Below are 22,050 nucleotides of genomic sequence, written 5' to 3' on the forward strand. Positions count from 1 at the left end.
TCGCTGTAAGCCCGATTTCCAGCCCACTACGGTCGTTTCCCCTGGGGAAAACCGCCTGGCAGGCCGTGTCGTCGATGTATCACGAATACTCCCGGTTCCCGCGGATGATGTTCGCGTACTCCTGGACGACGCTGGGGTACTCCTCGAAGAACACCTCGTCGTCGAGGCGGTTCGGCGGGCCATACACCGCGATTCCAGCGTGCATATCGTCCGACTGACTCGTTATCGGGACACCGATTCCGCGCATCCCGTCGAAGCATTCCTCGTCGTCGAACGCGTACCCGCGCTGGCGAACCAGCTCCATCTCGTCGAGCAGGGACTCGACGTCCGTGATGGTGTTCTCCGTCTTCGGGTAGAGTCCGTACTGTTCGATGATGGCCCGGATCTCCTCGTCCGGTAACTGCGAGAGGATCGCCTTCCCGTAGGCGGTGGTGTGTAGGCGGGACTTGACCCCGGGATAGGTCCGGCTGACCTGGAGCCGCTTCACCTTCTCTCCCTTCTTCATCGACAGCAACACACCGAGGTTGTTCTCTTCGATCATCAGCCCCGCGAACTCGCCCGTCTCCTCTGCCAGCCGTCGAAGCTCGGGTTCCGCAGTCCGGTATATCTCGTTGTCTCGGCGCACGCGATTGCCCACCTCGAGGAAGGAGGTCGCCACACGGTAGCGACCGTCAGCCTGTTTCGTGATGTGGTTGAGCGTCTCGAGGGTGTTGATGTACTCGTACATCGTACTGAGTGGCATGTCGAACTCATCGGCCAGCTCCCGGACGGATGCCGTCTTCATCTCTACGAGTCTCTCCAGTATCCGATTCGCACGAACGAGCGACTTGAGAGGCTTCGAAGGCATATCAGGTACATCCGCAGCAATCAACATCATTGTTCCGGTTATATCGAAATTGGCAGGTCGAGTCTGAACTTCTGACCTCGATGGTACTCGCCTGGGGACGCGGGTGGCTGTCGGTTCCAGTCGAGTTTTCGAGATAGTCGGAATGACCCCACTGTGGGTATTATTATCATGGACAATTGTGCCATAGTGTTTGGTGGTGATTCCGATTATCTCGAATTACATGTTCCACTCCACTGCAACCGTGTGTTGACCACCGATTCGTCGAGTCCCAGCCGTTTGTCGGTGGACTGCGACGTGTCATTTCCTCCCCTGTGCAAAGGAACGCGACAGTGTGTTACAAAAATATATGTGTAACATGGTGCCCTGGTGGTGGTGTTACACAGATATCTCTGTAACGACCGCTGGTAGGAGTGGTGCGCGGACAGGAGCTGGCTGACGTGACTGTCTCTCTCGGTAGGAAGGCTATCTGGGAATTGACCCTCGAGTACCCATTATGGAACTGATACTACTATTTCCAGAGTACTTCCTCTAGTATCTGCCCCATAGAGGCCGCACTGAATCACGATGATTTTCTCTTTGGGCTCATACAAGACAAATCGCCATCACAGTTGAGTGGGGGATATCTGGAACCGGGAACCGGTCGTGACAGACGGGTACAGTTCAGGTGACCAGTCTCATGCCAGCAAAAACATTTTTATAACTTGATTGTAAATTATAGTAGTATGCCTGCCAATAGTTCTCGCGGACTCTCACGGCGGTCGCTCGTTCGAGCTGCCCTCGCCATCGGTGGCGCGAACGCACTCGCGGCCTGCCAGGAGTTCGAGCGACCACCCGACGACGGGAAGACGACGACGTCTCCGGACTATCCCCGTGGGACCGAAGATCGCTCGAAGCTCCCCGAGCGGCAGCACGCCTGGGACGAGTATCTGGTGAACAGCGTCCACGGAACGACGACCCAGAGTCAGCATCAGTTGCTCCTCGGGCTCAGCTACGAAGGCTCCATCCCACCGACCGAGTCCGAGCGACGACAGGTCGAGAATGCGCTCCGGGGACTCGAACGTGCCTTCCAGTGGGGGAGCGGCCTCAACACGAGTGGCAGTGTCAACAACGGGCTGCTGTTCATGCTCGGCTATGCACCCCGCTACCTGACGCAGGTCGACATCGACGTCGACGGACTGCAGCCGCCCGAGGAGATACTGGATGAACTCGGTGAGGACCCCGGTCTGGCAGCAGAGTTCGACGCGATGTTGCTGCTAGATAGCGATTTCGCCTCTATCCTCCTCGCGGCCGAGCAGGCGCTGTTCGGTGAGAAGGAGACGCTCAACGGGCTCGAAGTCGAGAATCGACTGACCGGTGTGTTCGAGGTGACGACGCGCCGATCAGGTGTCATCGGGAAAGGCCGACCGGCCCAGGAACTCGACAACGAGAACATCCCCGAGGATGCACCGCTCTCGATGGGCTTTCGCGCAGGGTTCGACAACAGCCTGCCCCCGGAGGAAATGGCGACGCTGACCTCGGGTCCGTTCGCCGGTGGGACCACACTCGTCGTCTCCCGCATCAAGACCGAACTCGATGACTGGTACGAGCAGTCTCACCGGGACCGATTGAAGGAGATGTACTGTCCGGCTCACGACTACGAGGAGGTGGGCGACATCGGTGACCGGATGGGTGACCACAGCGGTATCAGGGAATCGGACGTCGAGAACATGGACGAACTGGCAGCCGAGCATGGAATCGTCGGGCACGCCCAGAAGGTGGCCGCTGCCAGGGACGACGATTTCCAGACGAAGATTCTCCGCCGCTCAGAGGGGGTCGCGACCGACGACGTCGATGGCTCCTCGTTCAACTTTTCGTCCATCCAGACGGACACCCAGAAGTTCGTGGACGTGCGAAGGGCGATGAACATCGACGAGTACGACCACGATGTACCGGACGACCGGCACGGCATCGTCGACTACCTCGGCACCCGGTCGCGGAGCACCTACCTCGTCCCACCGCGCGCAGACAGAGCCCTTCCGAGCAACCGATGACGGGACTCACGACACGACTTCCGTGGTCTCGGAAGCAATGGGCTGTGGTGTCGGTGGTGTTCCTGCTGGTCGCGAGTGCCGGCTGTACTGGTCTGACGAGTTCCGGTGCGGACCTCGACACGACGATAGAATTCCGGGACCGGACCGACGAGGTCGGCCTCGAGTACCGGACGGACGGGGGCGGTGCAGGCAACGGAGACGACGGTGTGTACGTCGCGGACTACGACCGTGACGGCTGGCAAGACATCCTGGCCGTCGGCGGGGAGAATCCAGTACTGTTCCGGAACACCGGGGGTGAGTTCAGTCGCGTCAGGAACTTCTCCGTCGGTGACTCGGTCAAGAGTGCACTCTTCTTCGACTACGACGGCGACGGGTGGGAGGACCTGCTGTTGCTCCGGTCCCACGACGAGCCCGTGCTGTTCCACAACGATGGCGGAGAGTTCGAGCGGGCATCGATGGACTTCGGCTCGCTCGCGTACCCGATGGGTGCGACCGCGGACGACTACGACGGTGACGGCGACCTCGATCTGCTGGTCTATCAGTCGGGTGACTGGGCGACCACCAAGCCGGAGGGCTACTTCAGCCTGCACAAGGTCGTCCGGGAGGACAACGGTCACCCGAACGTCCTCTACGAGAACACCGGCGATGGCTTCGAACGCGTCGAGAACTCGGGCCTGAGTGAGTCACACCGCTGGAGCCTCGCGGCGAGTTTCGTCGACCTGAACGGTGATGGACTGCCCGACGTCCACGTCGCGAACGACTTCAACACCGACACCGTGTACGTCAACAATGGAGACGGGACGTTCGAGGAGCGACCACTGCGTGGGAACACGTCTCGGAACGGGATGTCGTCAGAGATCGCCGACGTGAACGGCGACGGGGCACAGGACGTGTTCACGACGAACATCTACCTCCCCCTCGACGAGGTGGGTGACGAAGAACGCCAGGAACGGTTCCGGTTCCTGTTCAGCTACGTGATACAGTCTGGCCGCACGAAAGGGAACACGCTCATGCTCAACGATGGGTCTGGCGAGCTTCACGACCGGGCAGTCTCCTTCGGCGTCCGCCAGGGCGGGTGGGGATGGGCTGCGAGTCTGAGCGACCTCGACAACGACGGCGACCGGGACCTGATTCACGCGACGCAGTACGTGGTCCGCCTCGACCGTGAGAACCCACACTACACCTATCCGATGCTGTTCGAGCGCGAGGGCGACGCGTTCGAGAACCTCGACGCCAGCGAGCGGAACCTGGGCGAGCAAGACGGACGCGGGCTCGTGACGCTCGACTACGACCGGGATGGCGACCGCGACGTGGTCGTCGCCCCGTACGATGGTGACGTGAAACTCTACGAGAACGTGGGTGCTGATGCGAACAGTATCGAGTTCCGGGTAGCCGATGCGCAGGGGTCGACCGTGTACGGTGCAGAAGTCACAGTCTCGACGTCCGCTCGAACAACCGTGGTCCAGCAGACCGTCCAGTCGGACTTCCTCTCACAGGAGAGTCGTGTCTCCCACGTCGGACTGGGTGGACACGACCAGGTCGACCTGACGGTGACCTTCCCGGATGGCACGACGCGGACGTTCGAGAACGTCGATGCGAACCAGCACGTGAGAATCACGAAAGACGGACTATCGGTCGTTGCGGACTGGCAGAGAGACGAGGAAGACTCCGAAGAGGCAGCTCGCCTCGACAGCCCATCGACTTCGGGACAACACCTGCACTGACTGAGCCGGGGGAATTAACACCCAGTCCCCCGAACACGCAGACCATGAGACGGTACGAACCTGACTGCGTGGATGGGACGCTCTTCCTGGTCTCCGAGGGTGACAGGGTCGAAATCGGTGCAGTCGACGACATCGTCGACATCGTCGGTGGGGAGACGTACACCATCGAGTACGACGACACACAGAGCACACAACCCTGGCTCGAGACGGACGATGGGGCACTCACCGTCGAGGTCCGTGAGACGGTGACGACGATGTCACACCCCGAGGAACTGGTCGCTGGGCTCCGTGACCTCGACATGGAGACGGACCGCTACGGTCTCCCGACGCGGACGGTCGAGTTCGCGAACCGGTTCGTCGACATCCTCGACTCCCAGGGTGTGGAAGCGGGAGAATAGGACAGTCCGGTCAGTAGCTGATGAAGGGACCCCGCACGGTTCCTCGATGGATTTATGTAGCATGAGTGGCCACTTGGATAAAGATGGACCGAGGATTAGTACTCATCGAGGAGAGCGACGACCATCGTCGTCTACTGTCGGAAGCGGTCGAACACGCCGTCGGTGCAGGGGCGGATCTCGTCCTGTTGACGACGATGACGGAGAAACAGTTCGAAGACGATGCGGAGACACTGGAGTCTATCGGGCGAAGTGAGAACACGAACTACGACAGCAACACCGTGCTCGACGGCGCAGTTGCGGACATCGAGGCGTTCGCCGGGGACCAGATTCCGGACGACATAGAGACTACTGTGGTCGCTCGGGTGACTGACAGGCCGGCGAAGGCGCTACTCGACGTCGCGGACAAGCGAGACTGTGACCACGTCTTCGTCCTGGGGGAGCGGCGTTCTCCGACCGGGAAGGCGCTCTTCGGGGACGTCGCACAGCAGGTCGCCCTGAACTTCGACGGGTACGTGACGCTTTCGACCCGCTGAGCGACAGAATCGACGGAGCCGGTGGGTCGCAGGCTCAGAGCACCGGCAACGGTCCTGCTACCACCGGCGGCCAGGGATCCGATGGCGGCCGACAGCGACTACAGTCACGTGTCCCTGTCGATTGCTTCGAGTGCTTCAGTCGCAACATCGCCCAGTTCTCCGGCCTCGATGTGCGAGTACCGCTCACGCACCATCTCTTCGGAATTGTCGAGATAGCGGGCGGCGACGGTGTATCCAAACGCGCGCACGAGGACCTCCCCCATGCCACGCCGCCCACCGTGGGGAGCGAGATAGTCGTGTTTCTGGTCGGTGATCTCGATGTTCGCTTCGTCGGTCAATCGCTTGAGGAGCGACCGAGCGCCATCGGTGGTCAACGATGGGGGCCGAATATCCGCATCGAGCGCCAGCAGGAGGTCACGGGCGTACCCATCGCGTCGTTCGTCGATAGCAGCTGGACGGTGCCCTCGGTCGGCGAGTTCGTCACGAACCAGCTCGGCGAGCGTTCGCTGGTCGAAGGTCGGGAACACCGGCCACCGGTCCGATGGCGGGTCCATGAGTCTCCGGTAGGACTCAAGTGGCGCGATGACCGGGTCTGGGAGACTCGCTGCGTCCCACTGCTGTTTCTTCCGGTAGACCTCCATGCTTCCGTCCTCGAGGTCGAGCTCCTCCCACCGAACGCCGCGTCGACGTGGGTCGTTCGGGTCCCGGAGGAGCTCCCCGACGCGGACGGCCGTGTACGCGAGGATGAAGACGAGGGCGCGGTCTCGGGCGGCTCGCAATGCGACGTACCGTTCTCGTTGTCGGTCGGACTCGGTATCGAGGCCGGTGAACGACTCGATTGCGGTTCGGGCCTGTTCGTCGACGTAGCGGGTGAAGGCGTGTCGCTGGTCCGGTGTCCAGGACTGCTGGTCGCCGGGTTTCCTGCCGTCGTCCTCGGGGAGGGGTGCGGTCGCACTCGCTCGCTGGGCGTAGTGCGACCCGAGGTAGCCCTCGTTGACACACCAGCCACACCAGGCCGAGACGTAGGCGTAGTACGTCTTGACGGTGTTCTGCTTGAGACCGCGGTCTCCCGTGAGATGTCGTGCGTACTCGCGGAACACCCGTTCGTCGATGTCGTCGAACGTCGGCTCACGGTCTGCATCCCGGGGGACGATGCCGGCCCAGGAATCGCTCCCGTGGTCGCCGGCCGCCCACGCCGCGAAGCGCTCGAGTTCGCGGGCTGCGTTTCGTCGGTAGTTCCCACCAGAGCCGCCGCGCCCTTTGCCCTTGTCCTGGAGGTAGCGCTCGAACGTCTCGGCGAGCGGTGTCGACGGGCCTCGCCCTCTCATCGGCCGCCCCTCCGTGAATCCGCGATAGCGCTGCTGCTGGCTCTCTTCCGGGGGCACGCCGTCGATTGTGGCGGATGTGGCATTCGTGCTTCACCGACAGCGCGGAGGTACTTCAATCTGGTCGTGATTATCAGAGTAATCATGACCACGATGTGTTTTCCCCGATTCGCCCGAATTCGAGAGTCTGAGCCCACGAACAGCCCACACAGCCCCTATATAAACCTTATGACGCTATAGCAAATCGGCTGAACCGCTCTGAGACGACACTGCGTCAGCACTGCTGGAGAAGCCAGGTTCGTACGGTCGATAGCCGGAATTTCTCCGGAGTCGAGCGAGAAGCAGTATTCCGAACGTCGAAGTGATGTGGCTGGATTACTCGACGATGGTGTTCCGAAGGGTGCCGACCCCCTCGTAGTGGATCTCGACCGTCTCACCCGGGTCGACCAGCCCCGGGTTCGCAGGACTTCCGAACGCGATGACGTCTCCCGGCTGGAACGTGAATCGCTTCGAGAGATACGAGAGGATCTCGTGCGGCCCGAACAGCATCAGTTCGGTGTTCGCCTCCTGTCGTCGCTCCCCGCCGACGTCGGTCCACATGTCCATGTCGGTCGGGTCGACGTCCGTCTCGAGCCACGGGCCGAGTGGGCCAGACCGGTCGAACGCCTTCCGAGCGGTCCGCCCCTGCTGGTCGAGCGCGTCGAGGTCGTTCATGATGGTGTAGCCGCGAACGACTTCGGGAACTTCATCGACAGAGAGGTCCCGGCAGCGCTCGTCGATGACCGCTGCGAGTTCTCCAGCGTAGGTCAGCTCGTCGGTGAACTCGGGATAGGGAATCGGTTGCTCGTGTGCCGCGAGCGAGGTCCGGGGTTTGATGAAGAAGTCGGGTTCGTCCGGTCGTTCGTACTCCATCTGGTCCAGCGTCTCGGCGTAGTTCCGACCGACACAGTACAGCGTCGACGGGTCACAGGGTGGGAGCAACTCACCGTCGACGCCGACCTCGTAGTCGCCATCCGCGGCGTGAATCACTCCGTCCTCGTAGTGCCCCTCGACGGGGCCGTCCGGTGTGGAAAGTCGTGCGATTCGCATACTTGGAGTATCGAACCGACGTGATTAGTAATCGTTGGACCGAAATCGCTCCGGAATCGCGCAGCCCAGTCCAGTTCAGTCCCAGAGGTCGTACATGTCGTCACGGACGCCGCCGGTGAAGCGCTCGCCGTCGGCGTAGACGCCGATCTCGTCCTCGGCTGCCGGTTCGTCGACCGTGGCGACGATGCTCGCCTCGATTCCTTCCGCCCGCAGCGCCGAGAGCGTTTGCTCGGCCTTCGCTTCGGGGACGCTCGCGAGCATCCCACCCGAGCCGAGCACCCGGAGCGGGTCGACAGCCATCGCATCACACAGCGTCTGCGTCTCCGGCCGGACCGGGACGTCCCCTCGCGACACGTCGAGCCGGACCGCCGACGCGCAGGCGAGTTCGACCAGTCCGTTCAGCACACCGCCTTCGGTCGGGTCGTGCATCGCCGTCGCGACCGACCCGAGGACCGCGGCTTCGGGGAGGACGCTGATGTCGTCGAAGAACCCTGTCGCGCGGTCGATGGTTTCGGATTCGACGCCGCGCTCGGTGAGGTCGGCGCGGAAGTCCGTCGCGAGGACGGCAGTCGCTTCGATACCGGCACCCTTGGTGAGTATCACGACGTCCCCTGGCTCCGCCCCGGAGGTCGGGACGTACCGGTCGGTCGGGCCCATGCAGGTCAACGAGAGCAACGGGCGGGCGAGCCCGGCAACCGTCTCCGTGTGTCCACCGACGATGGAGATTCCCAGCCGGCTGGCCTCGTCGTCGAGTTGGGCGGTGATGTCGTCGATGAGGTCGACGTCCGGGTCCGGGAGGAGGATGGTGCTCACGAGCCATTCCGGAACGCCACCGCAGGCGGCGACGTCGTTACTCGCGATGGCGACACCGAGCGTCCCGATGCGTTCCGCCGCGAGCGAGATGGGGTCGGTGCTGACGACCATGGTTCCCTCGTCGGTGGCGATGGCCGCTGCGTCCTCCCCGTAGCCGGGGCCGACGAGCAGGTCCTCGTTGGCCGCGCCCGTCCGCGAGAAGATGTAGCGGTCGAGGTCCGCAGGCGAGAGTTTGCTCATGTCCTCCTCTGTGTGTGGTGTGCTTTTGTGCCTTCCGTCGAGCGCTGGGTTGAAGCGACCGTACCGACAACGGCTCTCTATGCAGATGACACCCGGTCCGACGGCCGTTCCCCCGCGGGTTCGAGACCGCATGAGCGACCCGATGCCGAACCCCGACGTGGAGCAGGCCTTCTTCGACATGTACGACGACGTCTGCGAGAACCTCCAGACCGTCTACGGAACCGACGACGACGACGTGATCGTCATGGGTGGCGAGGGTATCCTCGGACTCGAAGCGGCCATCGCCTCGACGGTCGCCCTGGGCGACGAGGTGCTGTGCATCTCGAACGGGCTCTACGGCGACGGCTTCGCCGACTTCGTCGAGAACTACGGCGGGGACCCCACGCTCGTCGGGGCCGACTACACCGACCCCCTGGACGTCGAAGCCGTCGAGGCGGCCCTCGACGACGGTGATTACAAGGTCGCGACCATGGTCCACTGTGAGACCCCGACGGGCACGCTAAACGACATCGAGCCCGTCCTCGAACTGTGCCACGAACACGACGTGCTGACCGTGGTCGACGCCGTCTCCTCGCTCGGTGGGACGCCCGTCCCGAGCGAGCACATCGACATCAATCTCGGCGCGTCCCAGAAAGCGTTCAGTTCGCCACCGGGACTGACGACGGTCGCCGTCAGCGACCGCGCCTGGGCGGTCACAGAGGAGCGCGACCCGAACTCGCTCTACACCAACCTGCTCCCGTGGCGCGACACCAGCGACATGTTCCCCTACACCCACCTCGTCGCCAACGTCGCCGCGCTCGACGAATCGCTGTCGATGCTGCTGGACGAAGGTATCGATTCGGTGTACGAGCGCCACGAGACCGCGGCTGCCCGCTGCCGCGAACGCGGGGCAGAGCTCGGGCTCGACCTGTACCCCGATGCCGAGCGCAGCGCACCGACGGTGACGGCGTTCCACCTCCCCGGAGAGGCAGCGACCGTCCAGCACGAACTCGAGGAGGAGCACGACATCGTCCTCTCGACCGGACTCGGTGACCTTGCGGACGACATCCTCCGCGTCGGGCACATGGGCTACAACGCGAAGGTCGAGAAGGTCGAGCAGGTGATGGACGCGCTGGAGCAGGTTCTGACGGAGTAGGTAGCTTTTTACTCGGCTCCTTGTGAGTTAGCCCGTGTACGATTTGTCGGGCAGGCTGGTTCGCGAAGCGTTCTCGACGCTGTCGCTCGCCCCCGAGCTATTGCTGCAGGCAGACGGTGGCGTCCAGCTTCTGGAGCAGGTGCAGTCGCTGTTCTCGGCGATGGGTCCGGCGTTGCTCATGCCGGTCATCGTGTTCCTCCTCGGCGTCGTCGTGGGCTTGCCAGTTCTCAGCGCGGTTCGCTCCGGCCTGCTCGTCGGCGTCGCCTTCGTCGGTATCTTCGCGCTCCTGGACTTCGTCCTGGGACCGATTGCACAGACGGTCCAGGCACTCGCGACGGTCTGGAATCTGAACCTCGTCGGACTCGACATCGGCTGGGCACCGGTCTCCGGCTTCGCCTGGGCGATGGGCGTGACCGCGCTCATCATCCCGCTCGGGCTCGGCGTGAACCTCATCATGCTCGCGCTCGGCTGGACTCGAACCCTCGATGCGGACATCTGGAACTACTGGCAGTGGGCGCTCAACGCGGCCATCGTCTACGTCATCACCGGTAGCTGGGTGCTCGGACTCCTTGCTGCGGTCGTCACCGAAATCGTCGTCCTTCGGCTCGCCGACTGGACAGCCGAACTTGGACAAGCGTACTTCGGGATTCCGGGGACGAGCCTTCCCCACGCGCAGAGCGTCCTGCAGGCCCCGTTCGTCTTCGCCATCGACCGCTGTCTGCGGGCGCTCCCAGTCATCGGGTCGCTGGAGGTCAGCCCCGAGGCTATCGAGGAGCGAATCGGCGTCCTTGGAGAACCGGTCCTGCTCGGCTTCCTCGTCGGCCTGTTCATCAGTCTCCTCGCACAGCAGCCACCTATGGACGGCTTCCGAACCGCGGTTTACGTCGCTGGCTTGCTGACCATCCTCCCCGAGATGGTCGAGTTCCTCGTCGACGGCCTCGACCCCGTCGTCGAAAAGGCGTCCACCCGGGTCAACGAGAGCGACCGATTCGGTGGCGACACGGTCGTCATCGGCATCGACGCCGGAGCCATCGTGTTCGCCGACACGACCGCGGTCGTGGCCGGACTCTTGCTCATCCCTTATGCGCTGGGTCTCGCGTTCATCCCCGGTATCGTCGTCATGCCGCTGGCAGACCTGGTCGTCTTGCCGATATTCTGCATGTGGGCCGCCGCGATCAGCCGGGGGAACCTCGTCCGCACCGTCATCGGCGGCGGCATCATGACGACCATCGTGACGGTCGCGAGTACCGTCCTCGCGCCGTATATCACCGAGATCGGGACCGCGACTGGTGGTCTGCAGACGGTCGATACGAACGGTTCCGAACTCGTCTCCGCTCTCAGTGCTGGCGGCCACTGGTGGTCGCTCGGACTGTTCAGCCCGCTCGGACTCTCGGCTGGCGTCAGCGAAGCGGTCGTGCTTGCGGGCGTGGGCTCCGTCGTGCTCGCGTACGGGTGCTACCGGTGGACGAGACACATGCCCGCTCAGGTGGCCGCGAATTTCGATACGGAGTCCAGTGACGGGGTCGAACGGAAGACGGTGGTCGCACCTGCCGAAACCGACGATTGACTGTCCAGTCTGGCGAGAGAGAACGTCTCGACGAGCCGGCGACAGGTAGTCGTTAGTGTCTGGGTCGCCGCCTCGCCGTCTCGACCACGGTTGCGGTCTCGTCGACCGTGACCGCCAGCGTCTCATCGCCAGCGTCGATGGGGACGACGTACCGCGGTGGGTCGGTCGAAGCGACGGTCACCCCTGCATCGTCGAGGCAGAAATCGAACGTCCAGAACCGGCGGTCGTCGACGTAGATTCCGTGGTCACCGAGGAACGAGACGACTTCGGGGTCCGAAAGCAACCGGAGTCCGATGGTCGAGCCGACGGTGCTGCCGCAGTCCTCGCAGCTGCTCGTGGCCGCGTAGTCGATGTACCAGCCGGGGTCCGCATCGACCGTCGTCTGCATCCTGCCGCTACAGTGTGGGCAGACTCCGCGGTGGGCGAGCGTGAAGTCGCGCCAGAGTCGCTGGGAGTATGCATCGAGGAAGTCATCGGCGTTACGCGCTGCCCGGCCACGCGGGGGGAAATAGCCGTAGTGGACCAGGGTCTCACACGCGGGGCACCCGAGTTCGAGGTCGCCATCTTCGTAGGTCGCGTGGAGCTCGGTGCCGCATTCGGGGCAGTTCGCGCCAGCCGGTTCGTCGATGGGGGCTGGAGTCGGGCCGAACCGTTCGTCGAGGACCAGGTCGACCGCCTTGGCCCCGGCCGGGGTGAGGTGGTACCCGTCGTCGGTCTTGGTGACGAATCGAGCCACGAGTTTGTCGAGGTGGTAGTTGAACCGGCCGCTGTCCTCGAAGCCTGCCGCCTCCTGGAGCGCGGCGAATCCAAGCGGGTCGGACTGCCAGAGTGCGAGCAGGATGTCGATGCGTGCCTCGTCCGCGAGCGCGCCCAGCGCGGCTGCTGCCTCCGCCGCGTCCACGTCGCCGGTGCGCTCTTCCATACCCGTTCTTCGGCGAGCAGTCCCCTGAACCTGTCCCTCTGGACCGAAGAAAACTTCTGCTGAACCTTATTGCGCGCTGTCCCCAATCTCCGGTATCAGAATGACAGCCCCAATCAGCACTGGCATCATCGGGACGGGTGGGTTCGGCACGTTCTTCGGCGAACAGTTGGCCGAGGTCGAGGCTGCGTCGATAGCCGCCATCGCCGACGTGAGCGAGGAGAACCGAAACCGGGCGGGCGACCAGTTCGGCGTCCCGGCCAAGTCGCGATACGAGGACTACGAGGAGATGCTCGCCGAGGCGGACATCGACGCCGTCGTCATTTCGACACCCCATACGCTCCACTACGAGATGATCACGGCCGCGATGGATGCGGGCCTCCACGTGATGTGCGAGAAGCCCCTGACCACCGACCTCGGTCACGCGAAAGACCTGGTCAGGCGCGCCGACGAGCGCGACACGATCCTCATGGTCGGCTACCAGCGCCACCTCAGTCCGGCGTTCATGCTGGCCAGAGACGAACTCGCTGGCAGCGAGCCGAAGTTCATCACCGCGGAGATCACCCAGAACTGGCTCGCGGCGACCGGCGGGACGTGGCGGCACGACCCCGACCTCAGCGGCGGTGGTCAGCTCTACGATACCGGGAGTCACCTCGTCGACGCCGTCCTCTGGACCACCGGCCTGGTCCCTGATTCGGTCTCGGCCGAGATGGTGTACGAGGACGAGGCCGAACGTGTCGATATCCAGGCCGTCCTCAATGTGACGTTCGAGAACGGGTGCGTCGCGAGCCTCTCCGTCTCCGGCGACTCACCGCGGGTAAGCGAACACATCCGTCTCTGGAGCGACGACGGCGGCGTCCGCATCGACGGGACCGACTGGGACGAACGTGAGGTCTCCGTCGTCGAACCGGACGGGACGGAGGTGTCCCCATCGACCGAGGGCGTCGAGAACCGCAACCGGGCGGAGGCGTTCATCGACGCCATCGTCCACGGCGAGACCCCACCGGCGACGGCCCGCGACGCGCTGGCGGTGACTGCGGTCACCGAGGCCGCCTACGAATCGGCACGAACTGGCGAGAGGGTCAGCGTCGACCTCGACATCTCCGAGTAGGGACGACGGTTCCAGAAGATTTCTTCACAACGTCGGCGGACGGTCGGTTCTCGTTCGATACCGCCCCCAGTTTCCTCACGAGGTAGTCGGGGGTCCAGCGGGCCTGTATCAGGAGCGTCCCGGACTAACTCCGGAAACCGACGACGAACGCGGTTCACCGAGAACCTGGAAGCCACTGAAGATACCTTCTGAATACCGTTATGGGGAGCGAAACCGTGCCTCGGTGTACGATGCACCATCCTGGCCCCCCTCGGTTCACGACGGTCGGCGACCCTGTCGAACTCGCGCCCCGAGACCCCGACCCGGGCGGCGACTACGACTGGCGAGTCGTGGACGCGCCAGCAGAAAGCACGACCACCCTCGGCGATGGCGCAGTCCTCGACTTCGACCCCGACGCGCCCGGCACCTATCGGATCGCACTCGACGCGCCGGATGGGACCCACGAACTCACGGTTCGGGTCTTTCCGGACGACCGAAAAGAGACACGGCTGGAGTACCCCCTGGACGAGTTCCCCCGTGACGCCGACGAGCTCGACGACGTCTCCGTCATCGGGCTGTTCAACGAACACATCCTCGGCGTGGACCAGCCGACGGTCGAGGACGGCATGGTCGGTATCGAGAAGCGACTCTCGCCGGGCCTGCACCGCTTCGGGTTCACCGCCCCCGGTTCGTTCTGGGTTCCAGGCGGCATGCACGAGGTGCCCGGTCCCGGCCGACCGAAACTCCGACTCGACGCCAGCGTCGAAGACGACGCGGTCGTCGTGAGTGCAGTCACCGCCGCTGCACCCGCGAGCAAGTTCGAGGACGAGGAGATTTCAGTCGAGTTCTACCCGGATGACCGCGACGCCGTCTCGGATAGCGACCTCCAGACGGACGGGACCACCGCGAGGGTCCCCCTCGACGCGGTCGGCGAGCGCGCTCGCATTCACGCGGTCGCAGTCGGCGAACGACACAGTGTGCCCGACGTGGTCGACATCCGCGTGGAGGACAGCAGCGAGGGGTCCGTCTCTCTCCACTATCCGAACGAAGCCCCCGAGTGGCTGCAGGACGCGACCATCTACGAGATATTCGTCCGGTCGTTCGCCGGTAAGCGACCCCCGACGACCTTCGAGGAACTCGAACGACGACTCCCCTACATCGATTCGCTCGGAATCGACTGTATCTGGCTCACGCCCGTCCTCCAGAGTCCGACGGAACACGGCTACCACATCACGAACTTCTTCGAGCTGGCCGACGACCTCGGCACCCGCGAGGAGTTCGAGTCCTTCGTCGAGGCGGCCCACGACCGCGGGATGACGGTCATGTTCGACCTCGTCATCAACCACTCCGACCGCGAGCACCCCTTCTTCCAGATGAGCGCTGCGGGCGTGCCCGAATACGAGGACTGGTACGTCTGGGAGGAGCGCGCAGACGCCTTCACCCCGAACGAGGAGCCGAGCCCGCGGTCCCGGGGCCCCGGAGAATCCGACAAGCGCGCCGAACGCTACTTCAACTGGAAGCGCATCCCGAACTTCAACTTCGAATCGCTCGCCGTCCGGTCACACCTCCTCGACGTGGTCGACGAATGGGCCGGCGTGGTCGATGGATTCCGGTGCGACGTGGCCTGGGGCGTCCCACACGGCTTCTGGAAGGAGACTCGAGAGCGCGTCAACGAGCACCATCCAGACTTCGGGTGGCTCGACGAGACGATTCCACACGACCCGGACTACCACGACCAGGAGTTCGACGCGCACTACGACACGTCGCTCTACTACGTGCTGCGAGATATCGGGACCGGCGATGCCCCGGCCACCGCCATCCTCGACGCCCTGGACCACATCGAGCACGCGGGCTTCCCGGACCGCTCGGTTCACATGCGCTACGTCGAGAACCACGACGAGGACCGATACGTCGACGAGTGTAGCGAGCACGGCCTGCGCGCTGCCGCCGCCGCGACGTTCACGCTCCCCGGCGCGCCGATGATTTATGCCGGACAGGAGCGCGGCATGACGGAGTACCGCGGGCCGATGGCCTGGCACGATGGGGACACCGCGCTCACGGACTACCACCGGCGGCTCAGCCGAGCCCGTGACGAGCACGCAGTTCTCCGTGAGGGGACGGTCGAACGTGTCGACTATGTGGCCGAGACGACCGAGGCGGTCGCGTTCGCTCGGGACGACGGCGACGAGCGGGTGCTGGTCCTTCTCCACTTCGGTGAGGGCACCGCGACCGTGACTGTCGGTGAGGGGGTTGAGGGAACTGACCTCGTCACCGGCGACGAAGTGACCCGGACACCAGTCGACGATGGGGTCGAGGTGTCCGTCGACGATGTGCTGGTCCTGCGGGCGGACTGACCGCTGGAGCTCTCTACCGTTTCGCCGTGCTTCCAGTGGCTATGTTTCGCATGAGATACCGCGTCACGAGTAGTAACGCGAACAACCAAATTTGACAATAAAAGTAAAATACAGTTAAAATATATTCTCTATGTCATTTAGTGTATGGCCTGTTGCTGGAGCTAGCTGTATTCGATATTCATCCAACTTAATCTTCCATACTACCTAAAAATCGCGCATTCACCAAAAATACCTGGGATGTGTGCAGACCTACAATCAGTGGCTTCAAATTCGAGAACACCACTGTTGAACAGCATAGTTTCCAGTAAATCTATCTCAAATTCGCAAAAGCGGTGCTATTCTACCAACAGAGGGGTTTTCGGGTGGGCTGTTCCGATATACACATGAATTAAAACCTATCAACAAAATCAGTATCACTACAAGATGTTGTTTGTGTTCCTCGGCGTTCGTGACCAAGATTGAACAGGGAACGAAAGTCGAGAAAGACAGTGACTCACTCGACGACGCGCGCCGATAACTTCTCGGCGGCGAGCGCTACGAGGAGCGAGAACAGGACGATAAGCGTCCCGATGGCGTTAATCGTCGGGTCGAGTCCCGTCCGAATCTTCGAGTAGATGACTATCGGGAGCGTCTGGGTGTCCGTCCCGACCCAGAAGAACGTCTGGGTGAAGTTGTCGAACGAGATGGTGAACGCGAACAACATCCCTGCGATGATACCCGGCAGTATCAGGGGGAACGTCACTTCGTAGAAGGTGCGGAGCTCGGACGCCCCGAGGTTCTTGGCTGCCTCCTCGAGTTCGCGGTCGAACCCGTACAGCCGAGAGGAGACGACCATGATGACGAACGGCATCGTGACGAGGATGTGCCCGAGGATCACCGAGAACAACGTCCCCTGGATACCGATGAGGTTGTACAGGGTCAGCATGGCGATACCGGTCACGACCCACGGGACGACGATGGGGGAGAGGAACAGCGTATTGAGGACCTGTGAGTTGAGTAGCCGGGAGTTGAAGTCACTCCGGACCATCCCCAGCGCGGTGAGGGTCCCGACGATGCCGGACCCGATGGACGACAGGGTCGCGATCTTGAAGCTCTGTATGAGAGCGTTCACGATTTGCTCGTCGTGGTTCGGCGGGAGCAGTTGTGCGTACCAGTCCAACGTGAACCCCGAAATCGGGAAGGACGGGACGCGGTTAGTGGTGAACGACAGCAACATCACGATGGCGATGGGTGCGTACAGGAACAGGTAGATCCCGTACGTGAACCACCGCAGGAGCCGACCACTGTTCTGGTCCGAGACCTCCACTCGTTCCAGGATTCGGTGAACACCGTTCATTGTGCCGACCCCCCGTCGTCATAGAGCTCTTCCAGCCCAACGATGGAGTTGAAGATGAAGACGAACGCCAGCACGAAGACGGTGACAGAGATCGCGATGGCGCTTCCCAGACTCCAGTTGAACAGTTCGATGAACGTCGACCCGATGGTGTTCGCTATCATGAGGTTCTGGGTCCCACCGAGCAAGAGCGGCACGACGAACGCGCCGAAACCGAGCACGAACGAGAGAACGACCCCCGCCGCGACTCCGGGGATGCTCTGGGGAAGCGTCACCTCGTAGAACGCCTGTGCGTTGTTCGCCCCGAGGTTCTGGGCAGCCTCGATGTGCGAGCGGTCGATGTTGTCGAGCGAGACGTAGATTGGCAGTATCATGTACGGGAGGAAGATGTGGAGCAACCCGAGCACGATGGAGTTCTGCGAGAACAACAGGTTCGCCGGACTGTTCAGAACACCCAGGATATCGACCAGGAACCAGTTGATGATGCCCTTGTTCCCGAGGATGAGTCGCCACGCGTACGTCCTGATGACGAGGTTTATCCAGAACGGGAGGATGATAAGGAGCAATAGCAGGTTCTTCCGGTCGCTCTCGGTGAACGCGAGGAAGTAAGCCACAGGGTATCCGAACAGCAGTGCGCCGAGCGTCGACTTCACCGCGATGACGAGCGAGTCCCAGAGGACCACGCGGTAGAACCCGTTGGCCAGGAACTCGCGATAGTTCTGGAATGTGAACTCGTACGCCCCCTGTGGTGGTGCCTGCCTGAGGAAGCTGTAGAATACGATGATGGCGATCGACGAGCCGAACAGCAGGAACATCGCCAGCCCGATCGACAACTGCGCCGTCGCGGACCCATTTTGGCGCTGCCTGATGAACTGGTTGAGGCGGAACACGGTGTCCGAGACGGTCGAAACCAGCCCGCCGTCGGTGTCGGTTGATGGATGGCTCATGCGTGAATCACCTGTCGAGGACGAGGCAATCGTTCGTGTCCCACGTGAGGCTCACGGTGTCGCCCACCTCGAAGCGCTCACGGAATTCGCTATCGCTCACGTCGACCTGGACCTCTTCGTCGCCCACGGTGACCAGGAACGTCGTCACCTTCCCCTGGAAGGTCTTCGTCTTGATCGTCCCGTCGACGGAGGCCCTGTTTTCGGTCGCGGAGTCCGCGAGCGTGAGGTCCTCCGCCCGAATCGACAGGGCGACCTCATCGCCGTTCAGGTCCTGGTTTCGGGGCACCGCAGCGCGGGAGAGCTGGATGGGGTCCTGTTCCGCGTTGGTCAGGGCGACCGAGACGGTTTCGCCCGCTGCGTCGTCGAGTTGGGCGGGTAAGATGTTCGATTCCCCCATGAAGTCGGCGACGAACGTATTCGTGGGCGCGTTGTACACCTCGGTGGGTGAGCCGATCTGTTCGGCCTGCCCGTCGTTCAACACGAGCAGCTCGTCACTCATGGCCAACGCCTCCTCCTGGTCGTGAGTGACGTACACCGTCGTGATGCCCAGCGTCTCCTGGATTCGCTTGAGTTCGAACTGCATCTCCTTGCGCAGCTTGAGGTCCAGGTTCGAAAGCGGTTCGTCGAGCAACAGCACTTCAGGTTCGATGACGAGCGCACGGGCCAACGCGACGCGTTGTTGCTGCCCACCGGAGAGTTCGGTTGGGGACCGGTCCTCGGTTCCGGGGAGTCCGACGAGGTCGAGGATGTCGGCGACCTGTTCCCGCCGTTCGTCGGCCGGCACGCCCTCCATCTTGAGGCCGAAGCCGACGTTCTCCCCCACGGTTTTGTGCGGGAACAACGCGTAGCTCTGGAAGACCATCCCGACGTCACGGTTGTATGGCGGAACGTCGTTCACCTTTTCCCCGTCGATGTAGACGCCGCCGTCGGTCGGCTTTTCGAAGCCCGCGAGCATGCGCAGGGTGGTCGACTTCCCACAGCCGCTCGGTCCGAGCAGGGAGAAGAACTTGCCTTCCTCGATCTCGAAAGAGACGTCGTCGACAGCACGCGTCTCACCGAACTCCTTGGTGAGACCGCGAACCTCGATGGCTGGTTCCGTCATTGTCGTATGGTCACACAACCTGCTGCTATGTTATTCTTTGTCTCGATCCGGTGCGGTGGACGTGCAGCACTTCTTCTCATCCAACTATCAGTTGCTCCGGGCGATCTGTTGGAACTTCTGTGACCACTCCTTCTGGTTGTTGCTGAACACTTCCTGGTCCCAGAGCTTGATGCGGTCGGGATGCTGGTTGTCCGGGATGGTCTTGTAGGACTCGGGTGGGTTGGATATCTCGTTCGCCTGTGCGTAGCTGATTATCTCTGCCAGCCGGCGAGACGGTTCATCGGCCAGGACGTAGTTCAGCAGCCGCTCGCACGTGTAGCGTTTGGGGTCGTCGATGTTGGAGTTGACTGCCCAGACGCTCGCGTAGCCAACTGCCCCGTCCTCCGGAAGCGTGTATTTCACCGGGACGTCGTTCTCGTTGTTGAGGACCCGCGTCCGCCCGACCCAGAAGTTGCCAGCCAGTGCGGAGTTGTTCGTATAGAGCTGCTGTGCGGTCGTCGCCGAGTCCCACCACTGGTAGGAGTGCTCGTGCTGTTTCTTCACGCGGTTCCAGACATCCTCGACCTTCGCGTCGTCGGATGCGAACTCGTTGATGTCGTAGCCGAGGTCGAGTGCCGCGGTTCCGACGACCGATGAAGTGAACTGGCTCAACGAGAGGTTCCCTTTGAGGTTGCTGTTGTAGATATCCTCCCACTTTTTGGGTTCACTCGAGACCTCGTTAGTGTTGTACACCAGTCCGTAGGCTCCGTACGTATTCGGAACGTGATGTATCTCCTCTCCCTGGTCGTACGGGACCTCGCTCGGTTTGAGGGTGCGGAGGCGGTCGATGTTCGGGATGTTCTTGGTCCGAAGCGGTGCCCAGATGTCATCCACGATGCCCTGATAGAGCGGTGGGTCCGTCATCAGCATGGCATCGACGTCGGCCTGGCCCGCCTTGATCTTCGAGAGCATCGTGCTCGGATTACCGTACGTCTGGAGGTTCACCGTCACGCCGGTCTCCTCTTGGAACGGCTTGAGCAACGCTTCGTCCATCTTTCGGGCCCACGACCCGCCGGTCGAGTAGAACGTGATCTTGTCCGCGAGCTTGTCCCCGGCGGTTCCGACGGTCGTCCCGTTGCTGTCGGTGCTACCGGAACCACCGCTGCCGCCGCCACCGAGACATCCGCCGAGTCCGGCGGTTACCGTGGCTGTGAGACCTGCGCTTTTCAGGAATCCTCTCCGCGAGGAGTTCGGTTCACTGTCTGAGTTTGCACCATTTGCCACCATGTCTCATGATGGCTTGTTGCATACATATAAAATTTGGGCACAGCGGAGATGGTTCCGGCCGGAACTGCCAGAACCGCTTGACTATACAACCCTAACAGTACCGAAAACGGGATTCCGGAACGGGGCTCGCTCCTGAACCGAACTAGTATGCGATGCCGCCGCCGTGTCCCGCTTCGCTCGTCTCGAATCGCGAAAGCGAGAAGAAATCCAGGTCCACGAGGTCCGATTCCCCGGCGTCCAGGAGGTCGGTCATCACGCGACCAACTGCCGGTGCCTGTTTGAAGCCGTGGCCTGAGAAGCCACACGCGACGTAACAGCCATCGGGCCCGCATCCGTCCAGGATGAAGTCGTGGTCCGGACTGTTCGAGTAGACCCCACTGTACCGACCCTGAACGCCCGCATCATCCAGATCAGGAACGTACTCCGCGACGGTTTCGTGGAGTTCTAGGAGCGTCGACTGGTCCGGAGCGTTCTGATACCGGTCGGGGTCGACCTTCTCGCCGGAGTGATGGGTCGCCATCAACACGCTGTCACCGAATTCGGGGCGGATGTAGTACCCGCCCGGGAGTCCGGCGATGGGAACGCTCTCCGGGTACTTGTCGTGAAACTCCTCGTCGGGGTCGAGCAATATCACCCGTTCCCGCGAGGGGGTTACTGGAACGTCGATTCCGAGCATCTCCGCGAGCTGCGGCGTCCAGGGGCCCGCAGCAAGCACGAGTTCCTCGCAGGCGGCCGTCCCGTCGTCCGTTTTGACGGCGGTTACCTCCCCTTCGTCGATGGCGACGTCGGTGACCTCCGTTCCGGTGACGACAGTCGCGCCCTCCTCGGCAGCGGCGCGCGCGAAACCGGACGCTACGTCCGTCCCGTCCGAGTAGGCGGCCGTGAGGTCGCTGACTGCGAAGTCGAACTCGTCGAGTGAGAGCATCGGGAACTCCGCTTCGAGTGTCTCGCCTTCGTACCGTTCGGTTGGAACGTCGAGCCGAGAAAGGATGTCGTAGCCGGCGTCGGCGTAGGCGGCGTCGTCCGAGCCTTCCTCGGCGAACACGACGCGGGGGCACTCCTCGTAGGCGATGGGTTCGCCGACGAGCTCTTCGAACCGTCGGTAGAACTCGTGACTCCACAGCGCCATCCGGGTGTAATGTTCCTTCTCGCCGTAATGGTGTCTGATGATGGCCGACGAGTCGCCCGTCGAGCCAGCAGCGATCGAATCTTTCTCTACGAGCGTGACGTCTCGGTCGGTCTCCGTGACCAGGAAGTACGCGATACTGGTTCCGATGACGCCGCCACCGACGATAACGGTGTCCGTCTCCGCTGGAAGTTCAGGTACTGCGCTCATTG

18 protein-coding genes are annotated in these 22,050 nt (G+C 62.6%); 8 read left to right on the forward strand and 10 right to left on the reverse strand.

Annotated features, from left to right (window positions below; all coding sequences use genetic code 11):
* Positions 1-79: 79 nt before the first annotated feature.
* Entirely contained in the window at positions 80-847 is a 768-nt protein-coding gene (locus N6C22_RS18765) for an IclR family transcriptional regulator (protein WP_261652728.1), read from the reverse strand.
* Between the two features lie 722 nt (positions 848-1,569).
* Here N6C22_RS18765 and N6C22_RS18770 point away from each other — a divergent pair.
* The 4 genes from N6C22_RS18770 to N6C22_RS18785 all read left to right on the forward strand — a co-directional run bounded on the left by N6C22_RS18770 (position 1,570) and on the right by N6C22_RS18785 (position 5,532).
* Positions 1,570-2,877, forward strand: a complete 1,308-nt coding sequence (locus N6C22_RS18770) for a hypothetical protein (RefSeq protein ID WP_261652729.1) — start codon at positions 1,570-1,572, stop codon at positions 2,875-2,877.
* 47 nt (positions 2,878-2,924) lie between these two features.
* Positions 2,925-4,601 (forward strand): CRTAC1 family protein, encoded by a 1,677-nt coding sequence (locus tag N6C22_RS18775; protein ID WP_261652730.1) that lies wholly within the window; start codon positions 2,925-2,927, stop codon positions 4,599-4,601.
* A 44-nt stretch (positions 4,602-4,645) separates the two neighbouring features.
* Entirely contained in the window at positions 4,646-4,999 is a 354-nt protein-coding gene (locus tag N6C22_RS18780) for a hypothetical protein (protein WP_261652731.1), read from the forward strand.
* Positions 5,000-5,082: 83 nt separating this feature from the next.
* On the forward strand, positions 5,083-5,532 hold the full coding sequence (locus tag N6C22_RS18785) for a universal stress protein (protein WP_261652732.1): 450 nt from the start codon (positions 5,083-5,085) through the stop codon (positions 5,530-5,532).
* Positions 5,533-5,636: 104 nt separating this feature from the next.
* Here N6C22_RS18785 and N6C22_RS18790 read toward each other — a convergent pair whose 3' ends face one another.
* The 3 genes from N6C22_RS18790 to N6C22_RS18800 form a co-directional block, all read right to left on the reverse strand.
* The gene (locus N6C22_RS18790) at positions 5,637-6,860 is read right to left on the reverse strand and encodes a site-specific integrase (RefSeq protein ID WP_261652733.1); all 1,224 of its coding nucleotides are present in this window, start codon (positions 6,858-6,860) and stop codon (positions 5,637-5,639) included.
* A gap of 372 nt (positions 6,861-7,232) precedes the next feature.
* Complete coding sequence (locus tag N6C22_RS18795; RefSeq protein WP_261652734.1) at positions 7,233-7,946, reverse strand: fumarylacetoacetate hydrolase family protein; 714 nt, start codon at positions 7,944-7,946, stop codon at positions 7,233-7,235.
* Positions 7,947-8,021: 75 nt separating this feature from the next.
* Positions 8,022-8,999, reverse strand: coding sequence for an AIR synthase family protein (locus N6C22_RS18800; RefSeq protein ID WP_261652735.1), 978 nt, complete (start codon positions 8,997-8,999; stop codon positions 8,022-8,024).
* A 79-nt stretch (positions 9,000-9,078) separates the two neighbouring features.
* Here N6C22_RS18800 and N6C22_RS18805 point away from each other — a divergent pair, with 79 nt between their 5' ends.
* Both N6C22_RS18805 and N6C22_RS18810 read left to right on the forward strand, forming a co-directional pair.
* Positions 9,079-10,134: an alanine--glyoxylate aminotransferase family protein gene (locus N6C22_RS18805; RefSeq protein WP_261652736.1), complete on the forward strand. Its 1,056-nt coding sequence runs from the start codon at positions 9,079-9,081 to the stop codon at positions 10,132-10,134.
* A 34-nt stretch (positions 10,135-10,168) separates the two neighbouring features.
* Positions 10,169-11,701, forward strand: coding sequence for a PTS transporter subunit IIC (locus tag N6C22_RS18810; protein ID WP_261652737.1), 1,533 nt, complete (start codon positions 10,169-10,171; stop codon positions 11,699-11,701).
* Positions 11,702-11,753: 52 nt separating this feature from the next.
* On the opposite strand, the gene N6C22_RS18815 is transcribed toward N6C22_RS18810, so the two are convergent.
* Positions 11,754-12,623, reverse strand: coding sequence for an ArsR family transcriptional regulator (locus tag N6C22_RS18815; RefSeq protein WP_261652738.1), 870 nt, complete (start codon positions 12,621-12,623; stop codon positions 11,754-11,756).
* A 100-nt stretch (positions 12,624-12,723) separates the two neighbouring features.
* Between N6C22_RS18815 and N6C22_RS18820 the strand changes: the two genes are divergently transcribed.
* Both N6C22_RS18820 and N6C22_RS18825 read left to right on the forward strand, forming a co-directional pair.
* Entirely contained in the window at positions 12,724-13,731 is a 1,008-nt protein-coding gene (locus N6C22_RS18820; protein WP_261652739.1) for a Gfo/Idh/MocA family protein, read from the forward strand.
* Between the two features lie 230 nt (positions 13,732-13,961).
* Positions 13,962-16,064, forward strand: a complete 2,103-nt coding sequence (locus N6C22_RS18825) for an alpha-amylase family glycosyl hydrolase (protein WP_261652740.1) — start codon at positions 13,962-13,964, stop codon at positions 16,062-16,064.
* A 493-nt stretch (positions 16,065-16,557) separates the two neighbouring features.
* On the opposite strand, the gene N6C22_RS18830 is transcribed toward N6C22_RS18825, so the two are convergent.
* From N6C22_RS18830 to N6C22_RS18850, 5 genes are all read right to left on the reverse strand, one after another.
* A complete protein-coding gene (locus N6C22_RS18830; protein WP_261652741.1) occupies positions 16,558-17,400 on the reverse strand; it encodes an ABC transporter permease in 843 nt (280 codons plus the stop codon).
* Entirely contained in the window at positions 17,397-18,344 is a 948-nt protein-coding gene (locus N6C22_RS18835; RefSeq protein ID WP_261652742.1) for an ABC transporter permease, read from the reverse strand. Before N6C22_RS18835 ends, N6C22_RS18830 begins: the two co-directional genes overlap by 4 nt.
* Before the next feature lie 7 nt (positions 18,345-18,351).
* Positions 18,352-19,446 carry an ABC transporter ATP-binding protein gene (locus N6C22_RS18840; protein ID WP_261652743.1) on the reverse strand — a complete coding sequence of 365 codons (1,095 nt, stop codon included), beginning with the start codon at positions 19,444-19,446 and terminating at the stop codon, positions 18,352-18,354.
* Positions 19,447-19,533: 87 nt separating this feature from the next.
* Entirely contained in the window at positions 19,534-20,712 is a 1,179-nt protein-coding gene (locus tag N6C22_RS18845; protein ID WP_261652744.1) for a PotD/PotF family extracellular solute-binding protein, read from the reverse strand.
* Between the two features lie 142 nt (positions 20,713-20,854).
* Entirely contained in the window at positions 20,855-22,048 is a 1,194-nt protein-coding gene (locus tag N6C22_RS18850; RefSeq protein WP_261652745.1) for an FAD-binding oxidoreductase, read from the reverse strand.
* Positions 22,049-22,050: the final 2 nt, after the last annotated feature.

The sequence above is a fragment of the Haloarchaeobius sp. HME9146 genome, assembly GCF_025399835.1.
Taxonomy (GTDB): Archaea; Halobacteriota; Halobacteria; order Halobacteriales; family Natrialbaceae; genus Haloarchaeobius.